This is a genomic window from Amycolatopsis melonis (assembly GCF_040064235.1).
In the GTDB taxonomy this organism is placed as follows: domain Bacteria; phylum Actinomycetota; class Actinomycetes; order Mycobacteriales; family Pseudonocardiaceae; genus Amycolatopsis; species Amycolatopsis melonis.
Window position 1 is genome coordinate 161,943 of the sequence record NZ_JBDZYD010000019.1, and the last position, 16,213, is coordinate 178,155.

General features: G+C 73.5%; 11 protein-coding genes. 6 read left to right on the plus strand and 5 right to left on the minus strand.

The genetic code is table 11. The features are described 5' to 3' along the window. Window positions 1–62: 62 nt before the first annotated feature. Window positions 63–1,652 carry a carboxylesterase/lipase family protein gene (locus ABJI51_RS40205; RefSeq protein ID WP_348956423.1) on the minus strand — a complete coding sequence of 530 codons (1,590 nt, stop codon included), beginning with the start codon at window positions 1,650–1,652 and terminating at the stop codon, window positions 63–65. Window positions 1,653–1,795: 143 nt separating this feature from the next. Beyond that, window positions 1,796–5,017, minus strand: a complete 3,222-nt coding sequence (locus tag ABJI51_RS40210; protein WP_348956424.1) for an AfsR/SARP family transcriptional regulator — start codon at window positions 5,015–5,017, stop codon at window positions 1,796–1,798. A 329-nt stretch (window positions 5,018–5,346) separates the two neighbouring features. Between ABJI51_RS40210 and ABJI51_RS40215 the strand changes: the two genes are divergently transcribed. From ABJI51_RS40215 to ABJI51_RS40225, 3 genes are all read left to right on the plus strand, one after another. Further along, complete coding sequence (locus ABJI51_RS40215; protein ID WP_348956425.1) at window positions 5,347–6,306, plus strand: ArsR/SmtB family transcription factor; 960 nt, start codon at window positions 5,347–5,349, stop codon at window positions 6,304–6,306. Between the two features lie 281 nt (window positions 6,307–6,587). Further along, complete coding sequence (locus tag ABJI51_RS40220) at window positions 6,588–6,851, plus strand: hypothetical protein (RefSeq protein WP_348956426.1); 264 nt, start codon at window positions 6,588–6,590, stop codon at window positions 6,849–6,851. 215 nt (window positions 6,852–7,066) lie between these two features. Next, window positions 7,067–7,507 carry a MarR family winged helix-turn-helix transcriptional regulator gene (locus tag ABJI51_RS40225; RefSeq protein WP_348956427.1) on the plus strand — a complete coding sequence of 147 codons (441 nt, stop codon included), beginning with the start codon at window positions 7,067–7,069 and terminating at the stop codon, window positions 7,505–7,507. 303 nt (window positions 7,508–7,810) lie between these two features. On the opposite strand, the gene ABJI51_RS40230 is transcribed toward ABJI51_RS40225, so the two are convergent. Continuing rightward, window positions 7,811–8,839, minus strand: coding sequence for an NAD-dependent epimerase/dehydratase family protein (locus ABJI51_RS40230; protein WP_348956428.1), 1,029 nt, complete (start codon window positions 8,837–8,839; stop codon window positions 7,811–7,813). Window positions 8,840–9,033: 194 nt separating this feature from the next. Here ABJI51_RS40230 and ABJI51_RS40235 point away from each other — a divergent pair, with 194 nt between their 5' ends. The 3 genes from ABJI51_RS40235 to ABJI51_RS40245 all read left to right on the plus strand — a co-directional run bounded on the left by ABJI51_RS40235 (window position 9,034) and on the right by ABJI51_RS40245 (window position 11,915). Next, a complete protein-coding gene (locus ABJI51_RS40235) occupies window positions 9,034–10,626 on the plus strand; it encodes an ABC-F family ATP-binding cassette domain-containing protein (RefSeq protein ID WP_348956429.1) in 1,593 nt (530 codons plus the stop codon). Window positions 10,627–10,710: 84 nt separating this feature from the next. Further along, window positions 10,711–11,142 carry an organic hydroperoxide resistance protein gene (locus tag ABJI51_RS40240; protein ID WP_348956430.1) on the plus strand — a complete coding sequence of 144 codons (432 nt, stop codon included), beginning with the start codon at window positions 10,711–10,713 and terminating at the stop codon, window positions 11,140–11,142. After that, on the plus strand, window positions 11,142–11,915 hold the full coding sequence (locus ABJI51_RS40245; RefSeq protein ID WP_348956431.1) for an alpha/beta fold hydrolase: 774 nt from the start codon (window positions 11,142–11,144) through the stop codon (window positions 11,913–11,915). The genes ABJI51_RS40240 and ABJI51_RS40245 overlap by 1 nt, the downstream gene beginning before the upstream one ends. 56 nt (window positions 11,916–11,971) lie before the next feature. Here the strand turns inward: ABJI51_RS40245 and ABJI51_RS40250 are convergent, their stop codons facing one another. Both ABJI51_RS40250 and ABJI51_RS40255 read right to left on the minus strand, forming a co-directional pair. Next, on the minus strand, window positions 11,972–13,000 hold the full coding sequence (locus tag ABJI51_RS40250) for an alpha/beta fold hydrolase (protein ID WP_348956432.1): 1,029 nt from the start codon (window positions 12,998–13,000) through the stop codon (window positions 11,972–11,974). A 94-nt stretch (window positions 13,001–13,094) separates the two neighbouring features. Then, the gene (locus ABJI51_RS40255; RefSeq protein ID WP_348956433.1) at window positions 13,095–16,118 is read right to left on the minus strand and encodes an AAA family ATPase; all 3,024 of its coding nucleotides are present in this window, start codon (window positions 16,116–16,118) and stop codon (window positions 13,095–13,097) included. Window positions 16,119–16,213: the final 95 nt, after the last annotated feature.

The window sequence follows — 16,213 nt, forward strand, 5'->3', positions numbered from 1 at the left end:
CGCCCTGCGCGGACACGAAGAAGGGGACTGTCCGGATCGGACAGTCCCCTTCGGTACGCGGATCAGGCGCCCGGCGGTGGTGGCACGGTCGCCCAGAAGTCGCACTGGCTGCGGGTTGCCAGGTCGATCTTCTGGTTGCCGCCCGCGGACGCGAGGTCCAGCGACAGCGCGTCGCGGGCCGTTCCCGTCGTGAACCGCGGCCACGCGGGCAGACCCGCCGTGTTCGGGTCGCCGGTGCGGGCGAACGTCGCCCAGTAGCGGACCATCTGGTCGGCCAGTGCCTGCTGCTCGGCGTTGAGCGTCGCGCCGGTGAACTTCGGGAAGAGGTAGTTCAGTTCCGCGCCGTGCTCGGCACCCTCGTCGAAGCCGGGGATGTCGACCACCGGCGGGGCCGTGCGGTCGGAGAACTGGTAGACGAACAGCTTGGCCTGCCCGGCGATCGCGGCGCGGTAGGCCGTCACGTGCTGGCAGGTGGCGAGCTGGTCGTCGCCGGCGTCGCTGAGCACCGCCGAGAGCGCCAGCCCCGGCGTCGGGTAGGCGGACGCGGGATAGCGCGCCAGTACCCGGTCGGCGTCCACGCCGAAGGTGTTCCGGATGATCTGCGGGTACGACTCGGCCGTCACCGGGTTGCCCGAGGCGTCGTACTGGATGCTGACGATCATCCGCATCTCGTCGCGGTTGTTGCCCCACAGCATGGGGACGCGGTTGAACTTGCCCTGCCGGAACGCGTCGATCGGCTGCAGTGGCTGTTCGCTGCCGCCCACGACCGGGCCCTGCGGCAACGGCGGCCACGCCTGCATCAGCGCCTTGACGTCGGTCTTGCCGCGCAGGCAGGCCGCCGCGGTGGCGGCGTCGGTGCAGCCGAACTGCGTTGCGACGGTCGTGCCCATCGTCTCGGCCGCGTCCTTGGTCAGCAGCGGCGACCCGCAGCTGTAGGTCTGGCCGACGGCGCGCTGGAACAGCCCCGCCGACGCGGGCGAGGTGAGGTGGATGCACGCGGCACCGGCACCGGCGGACTGGCCCGCGATGGTGACGTTGCCCGGGTTGCCGCCGAAGCCTGCGATGTTGCGCTGCACCCACTTCAGCGACGCACGCTGGTCCTGGATGCCGAAGTTGCCGGACTGCACGCCGGGCGTCTCGCCGTCCAGCGACGGCAGCGCGAGGAAGCCCAGCACGCCGACGCGGTAGTTGACGGTGACGACCACGACGTCACCCTGCGCGGCCAGGCGCGCGGCGTCGTAGGTGGAGCTGGTGCCGTTCTGGAAGCCACCGCCGTAGAACCACACGACGACCGGCTTGACCCCGGACGTCTTCGGCGCGAAGACGTTCAGGTACAGGCAATCCTCCTGATAGGACTCGACGATCCCGCCGAGCCCGCCCAGCTGCGCGCACTGGCTGCGGAACTGCGTGCCGTCGAGCACGCCGTCCCACGCCTTCGCCGCCTGCGGCGCCCGCCAGCGCAGCGGCCCGACCGGCGGGGCGGCGTACGGGATGCCCTTGAAGGTCACCAGGTCGGTGGCCGCGGTCCCGCGCACGACGCCGGTCTCGGTCAGCGCCAGATCACCGACGTAGGCGGCGGCCGGCCCCGCGAGGCCGGTCACCGCGAGCGCCACCACGGCACCGGCCGCGGCGAAGGCTCTACCCCATCTCATCGAAACTCCGAAAGTTCTCTCACCGGAAGGGACGAGCGAAAGGTAGATGTGGACACTTCCAATCCGCTTCCCCGCGGGCAAGAGCGCCCCAAGGTGGCCTTCGGTGCGTTGAACGCACCGAAGGCCACCTTCGGGCGCTCGGGTCAAAGCCGGGCGAGGGTCTCCCGGGCCTGGGATTCGAGGGCGGGCAGCCCGGCCGCGCGGGTCAGCGCCTCCGCACACAGGCGACGCGCTTCGCCGCCGCGGCCCAGCCCGGCGTGGGCGCGGGACAGCTCCAGCAGGCAGCGCACCTCGATCAGCCGGAGCCCGCCGCCGCGGGCCAGGTCCAGTGCCTCCGCCCCGACCAGCAGCACCTCGGCGTGGTCGCCGCGGGCCGCGTGGACCGCCGCCATCCCGGACAGCGCTTCGGCCACGTGCCACGGCGAGCCCCAGTGCCGGGCCACCGCCACCGCCTCCTGCTGGTGGCGCACCGCCGCGGCCGTCTCGCCCAGTGCCGCCTCCGCCTGCGCCAGCGCGTTGAGCGCTCCGACCTCGGTTTCGCGGTTCTGCTCCTGCCGGGCGATCTCCAGCCCCTGCATGGCCTGCACGCGGGCCTGCTCGAACTCGCCGAGGTCGAGCGAGACCAGGCTCAGCCCGCACAGCGCCGAGCCCTGCCCGTACGGGTGGGAGTGCGCCTTGTGCAGCTCGAACGCCCTGGTCAGCGAACTGCGCGCGTCCGGGAGGTCGTCCTGCAGCCGCTGGACGACGCCGATGCCGACCAGCACCACCGCCTCCCCCAGCTGGTAGCCCTCGTCGACGGCGATCTCGAGTGCCTCGTCGAGGCAGGCGCGGGCCGCGTCGAGCAGGCACCGCTGCCGGTGGACCGATGCCAGGTTGTTCAGCACGCTCACCTGGCCGAGCCGGTAGCCACACTGCCGCTGCAGCTCCAGCGCGCGCTCGAACTGCGAAGCCGCCTCCTCGAACCGGCCTGCCACGCGCAGCGCGATGGCCGAGGCGTTGAGCGCGGCGGCCTTGCCCTCCGGCCAGTCCACCCGCTCGAACACGCGCAACGCCGTGGTCATCCACTCGATGGCCTGCTCGTGCCGTTCCCGGTGGACGAACGCCAGCCCGATGCTCTGCGCGGTCACCGCCTCCACCGCAGGCACGTCCAGGCGGCGGGCCGCGGCCAGGACCGTCGTCGCGAGATCGACCCACTCCACCCGGCGTCCACGGTGGTAGAAGGACGCGCGCACGGCGTCGGCGAGATACCAGGCGACCGGGTACGGCCCCTCGGTCACCGCCTGGGTGACGACGGCGGAGAGATTCTCGTGCTCGGCGTCGAGCCAGGCCGCGGCCTCGGCGGAGTCGGCGAAGGAGAGCGGGTTCGCCGGCACCACCGCCGGTTCGCGCGGCAGCCGCGGGTCGTGCCGCCGCCCGAAGATCCGCTCGGCCGCGTCCGCGCCCGAGAGGTACAGCTCGACGAACCGGCGCCACGCGCGGGCCCGCGCCGCGGCGGGCTCGTCCGCGTGGGCCTGGCGCAGCGCGAACGCCCGCAGCAGGTCATGCAGCCGGTAGCGGCCGGTCACGTGCTGCTCGACCAGGTGCGCCGCGGCCAGCAGCCGCAGCTGCCGCGTCACCGTCTCGACCGGGTCGCCGGTCAGCGCCGCGGCCCCGCGGGCGGTGAAGTCCGGGCAGCCGACCAGGCCGAGCAGCCGGAACAGCCGGCGCAGCGGGGGCGCCAGCGCTTCGTAGGAGACGGCGAACGCCCGCGTCACGGCGCTTTCGTCGGAGCCGTCGAGCACGAGCCGCCGGAGCCGGTCGCCCTTGGCCAGGTCGGCGGCCATCGCGGCGACCGTGGTGTCCGGGCCGGTCGCGATGTTCGCGGCCGCGATCCGCAGTGCCAGCGGCAGGTGCCCGCACAGCCGCGCCAGCTCCCCGGCCGCCACCGGCTCGGCGGCCACCCGGCACTCGCCGAGGACGCCGCCGAGCAGGGCCCGCGAGTCGGCGTCGGTGAGCGCGCCGAGGCCGAGGGAGAACGCGCCGAACTCGGCGACCAGCCTGCCGAGCCGGTGCCTGCTGGTGACCAGCACGGTCCCGGTCGGCGGCAGCAGCGGCAGCACCTGCTCGGCGTCGCGTGCGTTGTCCAGCACCAGCAGCACCTGCCGGTCGGCCAGCAGTGAGCGGTAGAGCCCGGCCTGCGCGTCGACGTCCTCCGGGATGCGCCGCGGGTCGGCACCCAGCGCCCGCAGCAGCTGCGCCAGCGCGACCGCGGGCTCCATCGGCTCGCGGTCGGCGTCGAAGCCACGCAGGTTGACGTAGAGCTGCCCGTCCGGGAAGCGGTCGCGGACGCGGTGCGCCCAGTGCAGCGCGAGCGCGGTCTTCCCGACGCCAGGGATGCCGTGCACGATCCAGACGTCCGAGGCGTACGCCCCGGCCCGCGCGGCGAGCTGGCCGTCCAGCTGCGCCAGCTGCTCGGTCCGCCCCGCGAAGCCGCGGACGTCCCGCGGCAGCTCGGCGGGCCGCGACGGCGTGACGACCTCGGCGGCCGCGGGCACCGGCGGCTCGTCGCCGGTCCCGCTGAGCACCTGCAGGTGCATGGCCCGCAGCCGCTCCCCGGGCTCGACGCCCAGCTCGGCGTCGAGGCGTTCGCGGGTCGCGGTGTAGACCTCCAGCGCCTCGGGCGTGCGTCCGGAGCGCTGCAGCGCGAGCATCAGCTGCTCCTGCAGCCGCTCGCCGAACGGGTACTCGTCGACGAAGTGCCGCAGCTCCCGCACCACGTGCGTGTGCCGTCCGGTGGCCAGCTCGGCGTCGAACAACGTCTCGAGCGCACCCATCCGCTGCTCGGCCAGCAGCTGGCCGCTGCGCCGCACCAGCGCGTCGGTCACCCCGCCCAGCGGCGGACCCTGCCACAGCTCCAGTACCGCGCGCAGGCGCTCGACCCCGCGGCGCAGCTCGCCGCCGTCGATGAGCCTGCGGGCGTCCTTGGTGACGTCGTCGAAGAGGTCGACGTCCAGCTCGCCGGGCCGGACCTCGATGAGGTAGCCGGGTTCGCGGCGGACGATCACCTCGCGGCCGAGCAGCTTCCGCAGTTCCCAGACGCGGACCTGCAGCTGCCCGCGCGCGCTGGCAGGCGGGCGGTCCTCCCAGAGCATCTCGATCAGCTGGTCTTCGGAGACGACCTGGTTGGCGTTGAGCAGCAGCGCGGCCAGCACCGTCCGCTGCTTCGGGCCGCCGAGCCGCGCGGGCCCGTCGGTGCCGACGGCCGAAACCGGGCCGAGCAGCCGGTACTTCAGGTCCGCGAACGCCGGCAGCGTCAGCACGGGAGCGTGGCCGGACGGCCGGTTCCGCACCGGCTCGGGCACGTAGGCGAGGTCGTCGACGGTCACCGGCGGCTCCCGGCTCGCCGGAGGATCAGCGGTCTCCGTTCTTCGTGGTTCGTCATGCGGGCATCCGCCTTCCCCAGTAAAGTTCAGCCCCAGTAACGGAAAGTGTTCAATCTGTCACCACGTGATCCCCCAGCCGGGTGAAGGACACTTCTCGTCGAGCCGAACGTGCCAGCGGCCCGGAGCACGGTCAACGGGGCTGAAAACGTTTCGCGCCTGCCCGAAACGTCGTCCGGCGGCCTTGCACGGTAAACCTCCGCGGCATCGGGACGGGGCCAGCGAAAACCCGCCCCACCAGGGCTACCCTTGGCCGGGTAAAGGAGGCGCCGGCGATGTTGAAAATTCACTTCACGGATGCGGACCTGCCGAAGGTGACCATCGCCGAGGACGCCGATCCGATGTGGGAACTGCTGATGAGCAGCTACCGGATCCGGCGGCCGGAAGGCGAGCCGCTCTTCGGCCGCTGGCGCCGGGGATCACGCTCCGCAGTCCCGGAGTCCGGGCGGCTGCTGATGTCGGCTGTCCCGCCCTACGGCTACTGCCCCGACTTCCTCACCCCGGCAGGCGCCCGCACGATCGGCGAAGGGGTTTCGGCGGTGCTCGAAACGCCCGAGCGGGCGCTGGCGGGCGACGTCGCCGAGCTGGCGGCCCAGGGCACCCGCGTCCCGCCGTGGCTGCGCCGCCTCGCCGACGGCGAACCCCGCGAACTGCACCGGCTCGGGACGGCACTGCACGACTACTACCGCCAGTGCGTCGCCCCGGACTGGCCGACGGTCCGCCGCGCGGTGGCCCGAGACCGCCGCCGCCTGCAGTCCAGCCTGGACCGCGGCGGGCCACAGCTGCTGCTCTCGACGTTGCACCCGGACATCACGTGGTCCCCGCCGGTGCTGCGGGTGCGCTTCCCCGTCGACCAGGAACTCCACCTCAACGGCCGCGGGCTCCGGCTGATCCCGACGTTCTTCGCGCACGGCATGCCGACGACGTACAAGGACCCGGCCCTCCCGCCGGTGCTGGTGTACTCGATCAGCCACCGCCGCTTCGACAGCGACGCGGAGCCGGGCCCGTCACTGGCGGCGCTGCTGGGCCACACGCGGGCCAGGGTGCTGATGACAGTGGCGATCAGCCGCTGCAACACGAGCGAGCTGGCCGAGCTGACCGGAATTTCACTGGCGACGGCGAGCCAGCACGCGTCGGTGCTGCGGGCGAGCGGGCTGATCACCAGCGCGCGGTCCGGGAAGTCGCAGATCCACGAGATCACCCCGCTGGGGCTGGGTGTGATCCGGGCGAGCTGAAAGACGCTTTCGTCTCGTCCGGTGCAGCGAAAGGGACTTTCGTCGCGCCAGACGCCAGGAAAGCGCCTTTCAGCACGCGTCCACGGGCGGACCGGCCTCCGGTGGTCGTTCCGGACACTCCGGAGCCGTGTTAGCCTGTGGCCGTGCAGCGCCCGATGACGTCCTCGCGACTCGTAGCCCGGCGCGCCGGCTGAACCCAGGTCGCCGGCGCGCAGTCCGGCGATCGCGTTTTCCGGGACCTGGCCCGTTCCCCCGTTCACGTCTTTCCCGGGAGATCAGCCATGTCCAGTCCCACGTTTCCCGCCACCCGGACGGCCCTGCTGCGCCGCCGGATCGCCACCTACTTCGTCGGCGGCGCCGAGCAGATCCCGCAACTGGTCCGCGCACTCGACGGGCGCCTGGTCCACGAGCTGTCCGTCGACGTCAAGGACGGCGTCCGGGAGAGCAGCATGGTCTGCGCGGTCCTGCTGGCCGCCGAGGAGATCGAGCCCCTGCTCGACGGACTGCGCGCGCTGCCCGCGGTCGTCTCCGCCGAACTCGCCTGAGTTTGCCGCACCCGCGCCCGGGTAACCGGACGCGTGCTGCGGCTCGGGTTCCCGGTGATCGGCGTTTCGGACGTCCCGCGCGCCACGGCGTTCTGGTCGGCGGCGCTGGGCCTCGTCCCCATCGGCGAGTGGGCGTCGTGCTGGCCGATCCGGACGGCAACCGGTTCTGCGTCGTGGACCTCAGCCGGGCGCCGTCCACCGCCTAGGCTGACGGCATGGAGGAACCTCCGGCCCGCCTGACCACGAAGCCGAGCTGGCTGCTGAGCCAGCTGGCCGTGCACGCCCACCGGCTCACCGCCGACGGGTTCGCGGCGGCGGGCGCGCGCGGCTACCACTACCGCATCCTCGCCGCGCTCGCGGAGTTCGGCGTGGCCAGCCAGGCCGAACTGGGCCGCCGCTGCACGATGGACCGCAGCGACGTCGTCGCGGCCGTCAACGAGCTGGCCGAACGGGGTTTCGTCCAGCGAACACCCGACCCCGCCGACCGCAGGCGCAACCAGGTGACGCTCACCCAGACAGGCGAGAACCACCTGCGGCAGCTGGACGAGACGCTGGACCGCGCACAGGACGACCTGCTCGGCCCGCTCCCCGACGCCGACCGGCAGACCCTGATCCGGCTGCTCGGCCGGCTGCTTGCCCACCACCAGCGGGGTTAGCGGTCTGCCGCAGCTCGTCGTGAGTGGCAATTAGGGTTAGAACCCGAATTACCACTCACGACCGCCCGGCCGCTGGTGGTTGCCGCGGCGGACAGGCGCCGGGGCAAACGTGGCCGCCGAGCTGGGTCAGGGGTGGCAGCCGATGCCCGTCGCGACCCGACCGGCGATCGTCGCGCCGCGTTGGGTCAGAGGCGGCAGCCGATGCCCGTCGCGACCCGACCGGCGATCGTCGCGCCGCGTTGGGTCAGAGGCGGCAGCCGATGCCCGTCGCGATCCGACCGGCGATCGTCGCGCCGCACTCGGTCAGGGGCGGCGGCCGATGCCCGTTGCGATCTCGTGCAGCCTGCGCCGGGGCCGGTCCGGGGCCAGCGGGGCCGTGTCCGCTCCCGCTCCCGACCGCAGTCCGGCGAGGAACTCCCGTACCGTCGACGCCGCGTCGTGCCGTGGCTGCCAGTCCAATTCGGACTCCGCCCTTCCCGTATCCAGCAAAGGAAGCCGCAGCACCGCGTCGAACAGGCCTGGGGACGCCGGTACCGCGTGCACCCGCCAGGCCGCGCTCACCGCCGCGCGGACCGCCGCCGGCGGGAGCGGGATCGTCCGGGCGCCCAGCAGCTGGGCCACGTACCGGGGCGTCACCACCGGGGCCGTCGCGATGTTGAACGCTCCGCGGACCGGGCGCGTCAGCGTGCGGCGGACCGCGTCGGCCAGATCATCTGTGTGCACCACCTGGAAACGCAGTCCCGGGATGTCCGGCAGCACCGGCACCAGCCCCGGCCGGACCAGCGAGCCCGGCAGGAACGGGCCCGCGAACAGCCGGCGCTGCTCGGTCGCCGCGCTGCGCTGGAACACGAAGCCCGGTCGGAGGCGGACCACCTCCAGCTTCGGGTGGCGGTGCTCGAACGCGTCGAGATACCGCTCCACATAGGACTTTTCGCGCGTGTACGCCGCGCCGGGCCAGCCGTGGGTCGGCCAGTCCTCGGTGACCGGCTCGTCGTCCTCGCGCGGCGAATACGCGCCGACCGACGACGCGTACACCAGCTTCGGCACCCCCGCCGTCGCCGCCGCGTCGAACACCCGCAGCGACCCCAGGACGTTCGCGCGCCATGTGCGTTCCGGCCGGTGGGTCGGCTGGAACAGCCACGCCAGATGCACCACCGCGTCGGCGCCGCGGAAGTGCGGTACCAGGTCGTCGCGTTCGACGTCGGCCGTGACGCTGTCCTCCGCCGGGCGTCGCGCGAGTCCCACGACGCTCTCGACCTGCGGATCCGCCCGCAACGCGCGGACGACTCCGGTCCCGATGTTGCCCGTTGCCCCGGTCACCACGATGCGCATCCGGCCCGGTTACCCCCGGCCCGGACGGACAACCCTGCTATCTTCGGCAGGGAGATCAACGCGGAGGAGACCTGGTCGTGGCAGGTGACGTCGACATCTCCGGGTAGCCCCGGAGTGCGCAGGCCCCCGGCAGTGCCGGTGCGGGCCGCCCTCGACGTCCCCTTTTCCGCACGCATCCTCGCGAGGTCTTCGCCATGTCCGAAATCGTGCTGTCCGGCCTGTCCTTCTCCTGGCCCGACGACACCCCCGTCTTCGACCGCCTGTCCGCCACGTTCCCGGGCGGCCGCACCGGTCTCGTCGCCCCCAACGGGTCCGGCAAGACCACCCTGCTCAAGCTCGTCGCCGGCGTGCTGACGCCGTCCGCGGGCAGTGTCACCGCCGCCGGCGTGCTCGGCTACCTCCCGCAGGACCTGCCGCTGACCGGCGAGCCGTCGGTGGCCGAGGTCCTCGGCGTCGCCCCGGTCCTGCACGCCATCGCCGCCGTCGAATCCGGGGACGCCGGCGAAGCGCACTTCACCACCATCGGCACCGACTGGGACATCGAGGAACGCACCCGCGCCCAGCTCGACCGGCTCGGCCTCGCCGACGTGACGCTCGACCGCACGCTGGACACGCTCAGCGGCGGCCAGATCGTCTCGCTCGGCCTCGCCGCCCAGCTGCTCAAGCGCCCGGACGTGCTGCTGCTGGACGAACCCACCAACAACCTCGACCTCGAGGCGCGGCGCAAGCTCTACACCGTGCTCGACGACTGGTCCGGCTGCCTGCTCGTGGTCAGCCACGACCGCGCGCTGCTCGACCGGATGGACCGCATCGCCGAGCTGGACCGCGGCGAAATCCGGTTCCACGGCGGAAACTTCACCGCCTACGAAGAAGCCGTCCGTGCCGCCCGCGAAGTCGCGGAGAAGAACATCCGCACCGCCGAACAGGAAGTCAAACGCGAGAAGCGGGAGATGCAGCAGGCCCGCGAACGCGCCGCCCGCCGCGCCAGCACGGCGTCACGCAATCTCGGCAACGCCGGGCTGCCGAAGATCTTCGCCGGCACCATGAAACGCAACGCCCAGGAGTCGGCGGCCAAGACGGACGGCACGCACGCGGCACGCGTCGGCGCGGCCAAGGCCCGGCTCGACCAGGCCGAGCGCGAACTGCGGCCCGAGCAGAAGATCAGCCTGCAGCTGCCGCAGACGGAGGTGCCGTCGGGGCGGACGCTGTTCCTCGGCGAGAACCTGCGGGTGCGGGACCTTTTCGGCGACGGCGTCGACCTGGCGATCCGCGGCCCCGAGCGGATCGCGCTCACCGGCCCGAACGGTGCCGGGAAGTCGACCCTGCTGCGGCTGCTCAAGGGCGATCTCGAACCCGAGAGCGGGACCGTCACCCGGGCCGATGGCCGGATCGCGTTCCTCTCGCAGCGCCTGGACCTGCTGGACGACGACCGCAGCGTCGCCGAGAACCTGGCCGCGGCCGCGCCGGCGCTGCCCGCCGCGCAGCGGATGAACCTGCTGGCCCGCTTCCTGTTCCGCGGCTCCCGCGCGCACCTGCCGGTCGGCGTGCTCTCCGGCGGGGAACGGCTGCGGGCCACGCTCGCCTGCGTCCTGTTCGCCGAACCGGCGCCGCAGCTGCTGCTGCTCGACGAGCCGACGAACAACCTCGACCTGGTCAGCACCGGGCAGCTGGAGAGCGCGCTGACGGCGTTCCGCGGCGCGTTCGTCGTCGTCAGCCACGACGAGCGGTTCCTCGGCGAGATCGGGATCGACCGGTGGCTGCGGCTGGCGGACGGGCGGCTGCGATGACGTACACCGATGACGTCGTGCGACGGTCGCCGCGCCCGGACGCGGATTCCTAGCGTGGTGACGTCACCCGCTGAAAGGAAGACCATGTCCGAAGTGACCTACACCGCCGTCGCCACCTCCACCGCGGAAGGCCGCAACGGGGGCCGCGCGACCTCCGACGACGGCGCGCTCGACGTCACCCTCGCCGTGCCGAAGGCCTTCGGCGGCGCGGGCGACGGCACCAACCCGGAGCAGCTGTTCGCGGCGGGCTGGGCCTCGTGCTTCGTCGGCGCCGTGCGCCGGGTCGCGGGCGCGAAGAAGGTGCCGCTGAACGACCTCGCCGTGGTCGCGGAGGTCACCCTGCACCACGACACCGAGGCGGGCGAGTTCAAGCTCAGCGCCGTGCTGCACCTGGAGGCCACGGGCATCGACCAGGCCACGGCCGACGAGCTGGTCCGGGGCGCGCACCAGGTGTGCCCGTACTCGAAGGCCACGCGCGGCAACATCGAGGTCACCCTCGACGCGACGGTCGCCTGATGAAGCGCACCATCGGTGCACTGGCCGCGGCGGCGATCGTCGGGGCGGGCGTGCTCACCGCCGCCTCCCCCGGCGTCGCCGCCGTGCCCGCGCACCCGAAGCCGACGGTCGTGCTGGTGCACGGCGCGTTCGAGGACGCGTCCGCGTGGGCGTCGGTCACGCGGACGCTGCTGGCTGAGCACTACCCGGTGGTCGCGCCCGCCGTCCCGTTGCGTGGCGTCGCGGCGGATGTCGCTGCGCTGCAAGGAGTTCTCGACGCCGTGCCGGGGCCGAAGATCCTCGTCGGGCACTCGTACGGCGGCCTGCTGATCAGCGAGCTGGCCGGACGGACGGCGGACGTGAAGGCGCTGGTGTACGCGGCGGCGTTCATCCCGGAGGCGGGTGAGACGGCCGGGCAGCTGAACGCCCAGTTCCCGGGTTCGCTCATCGGACCGTCGACGACGCACACGGTGGGCCCGGAACTGTTCGTCAACGCGGCGAGCTACCCCTCGCTGTTCGCCGCGGGGCTGCCGGCACTGGACACGGCCGTCGCGGCGGCCGGGCAGCGGCCGATCCTGGCGTCGGCGTTCGACGAGAAGATCGCCGCCACGGCACCGGCGGGCATCCGGAAGTACGCCCTGGTCGCCACGCGCGACAAGGCGATTCCCCCGGCGGCGGAACGGTTCGAGGCCCGCCGCGCGCACGCGGCGATCACCGAGGTCGACTCCCCGCACGCGATCGCCGCCGCGGCACCCGACGCCGTCGTCGACGTCATCCACCGCGCGTCCCGCTGAAAGCGGTGAATGGCCCATTGACGGACGTGGAGTCCGTGAATGGGCCATTCACGGCCCTACAGGTGGGCGGCGTCGATGACTGCCTGGGCGAACGGGTGCGGGGCTTCCTGCGGGACGTTGTGGCCGATGCCGTCGAAGACGCGGTGCTCGTACTTGCCGGTGAACTTCGACCGGTAGGCCTTGCCGTCCTTGGCCGGGCCGTCGAAGTCGCTGCCGATCGTGATCGACGGGACGCCGATGGTCGCGCCCGCGGCCAGTTTCTGCTCGTACTGGTCGTACTGCGGCTCGCCGGGGGCCAGGCTCAGCCGCCAGCGGTAGTTGTGGATGACGATCGCGACGTGGTCGGGGTTGTCGAACGCCGCGGCGCTGCGGTCGTAGGTCGCGTCGTCGAAGTTCCACGACGGCGAGGCGTTCTTCCAGATCAGCTTGTTGAAGTCGTGGCGGTTGGCCGCGTAGCCGGCGCGGCCGCGCTCGGTCGCGAAGTAGTACTGGTACCACCAGCCCAGCTCGGCCGCCGGGGCGAGCGGCTGCTGGTTGGCCTTGAGGTTCGTGACGATGTACCCGCTCACCGCGACGATCGCCGTGCACCGCTGCGGCCACAGCGCGGCGATGATGTCGACCGTCCGGCCACCCCAGTCGTAGCCGCCGAGGACGGCCTTGTCGATCTTGAGCGTGTCCATCAGGGCGATGACGTCGAGCGCGACCGCCGTCTGCTGGCCGTTGCGGACCGTCGCGGCGGACTTGAACGCCGTCGGGCCGTAGCCACGCAGGAACGGGACGATCACCCGGTAACCCGCGTCGGCCAGGATCGGCGCGACGTCGACGTAGCTGTACGGGTCGTACGGCCAGCCGTGCAGCAGCACGACGGGCTGGCCGGTCGCCGGGCCGAACTCGTAGTACGCCATGGTCACCAGCCCGGCGTCGGCGTGCTTGACCTCGCCGAGTGAGGTGTGCGCGCCCGAGCCTGCCCGCAGATCGGGGCCCGGCTGGGCTGAAGGGGTGGCAGCGTTCGACGAGCACGCGGCCAGCGACGTCGCCGCCAGTCCCGCCGCGAACACCTGGCCGAATCGTCTCCTGCTGATCATCTGGACGCTCCTGTGCGAAAGACCGTGGGACTTTCACGACGTTAGGAAGCGTCCGGTGACCTTCGCGCCCGTCAGGTGACGCAGCCGGTGTACGTCATCCTTCGAGCGTCCTGAGCATGGCCGCCAGCTCGGCCCGGGAGCTGACGCCCAGCTTGGGGAAGATCCGGTGCAGGTGGGTGCCGACCGTCCGGTGCGAAAGGTACAGCCGCTGCCCGATCTCGCGGTTCGTCAGCCCGTCGGCGGCCAGCTGCGCGATGCTCAGCTCGTGCGGGGTCAGCTTGTCGCGGGCGTCCGGGCCGCGGTTCGGGCTCGACTCGCCCGCGCTGCGCAGCTCGCGCCGGGCGCGCTCGGCCCACGCCGTCATGCCCAGCGCGTCGAAGGTCTCGCGGGCGGTGCGCAGGTGCGTCCGCGACTCGACGACCCGCCGCTGCCGCCGCAGCCACTCGCCGAACGCCAGGTGGACGCGGCCGCGTTCGGCGGGCCAGCCGGTCAGGTCGGCCCGCAGTGCTTCGGCGAACAGCTCGTCACCCGGCTCCAGCACAGCACGCGCGTACCGCAGGCCGATGTGCAGGGCGGGTGACGGCGTGACGGCGGCGAGCGGCTCCAGCTCGGCGACGACGTCCCGCATCGCGTCGGCCTGCCCGGCGCGCACCGCGGCTTCGGTCAGTTCGGCGAGGCAGTAGGCGCGCAGCGCCAGCTGGTACGCGGGGTCGGCCGGGTCGTGCAGGCGGCGCAGGTCGGCGAAGGCGTCCTCGAACCGGCCTTCGCCGAGGTTCGCCAGCCCGCGGGAGAGCTGCACGGTGGCGAGCACGGGACGGGCACCGGCCGCGAGCCCACCACGTTCGGCCTGGTCGGCGAGGGTTTTCGCGGGTTTGGCCTCGCCGCGGAGTGCGGCGATCTCGGCCTGGACGGCGGTGGCGAAGCCGTGCATGAACGGCTGCCCGGTCTCGCGGGCGAACCGGGCCGCCTCGGCCGCGGCGGGCACCGCACCGGCGAGGTCCCCGAGCCGGACGCGGCTCCAGGCCAGCACGGCCAGTGCGCGTGGCAGCAGCCCGAGCCGTCCCTGGGCCCGCAGGCCGGGCGCCGCGGCCGCGGAGAACCGCGCGGCCAGGTCGAAGGCCCCGACCTGCAGCGCGGCGCTGCCGAGATACCGGTCGATCTCGGGATCGGCCCCGGTCCGCGCGGCCAGCTGCCGCAGCTTCCCCAGCACGGCTTCGCCGCGTTCGAAAGGAGCGACGTACGCGGTGACGGCGACGATCCGCGGATCGTCGTCCGGCACGGGCAGCCGGTCGGCAACGTCGAGCAGCGCCCGGCGCGCGGCGGCTCCGGGCTCGGTCCAGAAGCACCGCATGGCGGCACTCCAGAGGATGCGCAGGGCGGCGTCGTACTGGCCGTCGGCGGCGGTTTCGGCGGCGGTCACGGCCAGTTCCGCGACACGGGAGGGGTCTTCGCGGACGCCGTCTTCGAACTCGCTGAGCAGCCGGCTCGCGGTGGCCCGGCGGCGGGCATCGGCAGGGCGGGCGTCGTGGACGAGGCGTTCGGCGGTCTCCCGCCGTCCCGAGTCGACGGCCAGTCCGGCGGCTCTGAGCAGCCGATCGGCCCGCACCCCGGGCTCGGGACTGAGCCGCGCGGCCTGTTCGAGGGCGGCAATCGCGGCGGCGGCCCCACCCCGGTAGCGGGCCCGCTCGGCGGTCCGTTCGAGATCGGCGGCGACGGTTTCATCGGGCCCGTCGGTGGCGGCGGCCCGGTGCCAGGCCCGCCGGTCGGGCTCCCCGGCCAGGGCATCGGCGAGGGCGAGGTGGGCGCGGCGCCGGTCGAGCGGGCTCGCGGCGGCGGGGATGGCGGACCGCATGAGGGGATGCCGGAAGGTGACGACACCGGCGGCGAGGTCGACGAGCCGCGCGTCGACGGCGGGGGCGAGGATTGCGGGATCGACGGTGGGCTGCGCGGCAGTTCGGCCGGGGGCGGCGCCGGTTTCGGGAAGCTCCGCCGCACCGGGCTCGCCCGCGGCCGGCCGCGCCGCGCCGGGCTCGGGCAGGTCCGCCGTGCCCAGCTCACCCGCGCCCAACCGCCCCACGCCGGTCACCGGCGGCCCCGCCGCGCCCCGCTCACCCGCGCCCAACCGCCCCGCGCCGGTCACCGGCGGCCCCGCCGCGCCCGGCTCACCCGCGGCCAATCGCCCCGCGCCGGTCACCGGCGGCCCCGCGGCACCCAGCTCACCCGCACCAAGCCGCCCCGCGCCAGTCTCCGGCAGATCGGCCGCCGTCCCGAGCAGGGCCGCCGTCGCCGTAAGTGTCTCGGCCACCGATGTTGTCTCGTTCAGCGCCGCCACCAGCAGCGCCGTCCTTGTCTCGTCCGGCAGGGCCGCCACCCGGGTCGTGAACGTGCGCTCCAGTCGCTCGGTCAGCGGCAGTACCGGGTCCAGGCCGTCCAGCTGCGCCAGCGCCGCCGGCAGTTCCGTCAGGGCCAGCGGGTGACCCGCCGCCTCCGTCAGCACCCGGGTCCGGACGGCCGGGGCCAGCCTGGGGGCCACCGCGTCCAGCAGGTCCGCCGCCGCGTCGGCCGGGAGGCGGTCGAGCGTCATTGCCGCCAAGCCCGCGTCGAGGAGCGGGGACTCCGTGCCGTCGCGGAGGGTGGCCAGCAGGATGATCGGCTCGTTCTCGATCCGGCGGGCGACGAACGCCAGCACGTCCGCGCTAGCCCGGTCCAGCCAGTGCACGTCCTCGGCCACCAGCAGCAACGGCTTGGCCGCCGCCTCCTCCGCCAGCAGCGTCAACGCCGCGAGCCCCACCAGGTATGCGCTCGGCGACGCGCCGTCGGCCAGTCCCAGCGCCGTGCGCAGGGCGTCGCGCTGCGGCGACGGCAGGTCGGCGATTCCGGCCCGGACCGGGTACAGCAGCTGGTGCAGCCCCGCGTACGCCAGGTTCCGCTCGGCCTCGGCCCCGGCCGTGCGCAGCACCCGCAGGCCCGCGACCGACGCCGCCGCGGCCGTCTCCGCCACCAGCGCGGACTTGCCGATGCCCGCTTCGCCGCGGATCACCACGCCGCTGCGGTCCTCCGGCCCGTCGACGAGCTCGCCCAGCTCCTTCAGCTCGGTGTCCCGTCCGTGCAGCGCCATGGAACCGACCTTACCCAGGTGACGTACACCGACGGCGTCACCCGACGGGCGCGAAACCCCCGCCCCGGCGCCTAGCGTTTCGCCTGCCCTGTCCA

Bases quoted from the DNA above. Each gene is read 5' to 3' on its own strand.
- ABJI51_RS40255 (WP_348956433.1), bottom strand. From the start codon at position 16,118: ATGGCGCTGCACGGACGGGACACCGAGCTGAAGGAGCTGGGCGAGCTC.
- ABJI51_RS40235 (WP_348956429.1), top strand. From the start codon at position 9,034: ATGTCCGAAATCGTGCTGTCCGGCCTGTCCTTCTCCTGGCCCGACGAC.
- ABJI51_RS40240 (WP_348956430.1), top strand. From the start codon at position 10,711: ATGTCCGAAGTGACCTACACCGCCGTCGCCACCTCCACCGCGGAAGGC.
- ABJI51_RS40245 (WP_348956431.1), top strand. From the start codon at position 11,142: ATGAAGCGCACCATCGGTGCACTGGCCGCGGCGGCGATCGTCGGGGCG.
- ABJI51_RS40215 (WP_348956425.1), top strand. From the start codon at position 5,347: ATGTTGAAAATTCACTTCACGGATGCGGACCTGCCGAAGGTGACCATC.
- ABJI51_RS40230 (WP_348956428.1), bottom strand. From the start codon at position 8,839: ATGCGCATCGTGGTGACCGGGGCAACGGGCAACATCGGGACCGGAGTC.
- ABJI51_RS40250 (WP_348956432.1), bottom strand. From the start codon at position 13,000: ATGATCAGCAGGAGACGATTCGGCCAGGTGTTCGCGGCGGGACTGGCG.
- ABJI51_RS40225 (WP_348956427.1), top strand. From the start codon at position 7,067: ATGGAGGAACCTCCGGCCCGCCTGACCACGAAGCCGAGCTGGCTGCTG.
- ABJI51_RS40205 (WP_348956423.1), bottom strand. From the start codon at position 1,652: ATGAGATGGGGTAGAGCCTTCGCCGCGGCCGGTGCCGTGGTGGCGCTC.
- ABJI51_RS40220 (WP_348956426.1), top strand. From the start codon at position 6,588: ATGTCCAGTCCCACGTTTCCCGCCACCCGGACGGCCCTGCTGCGCCGC.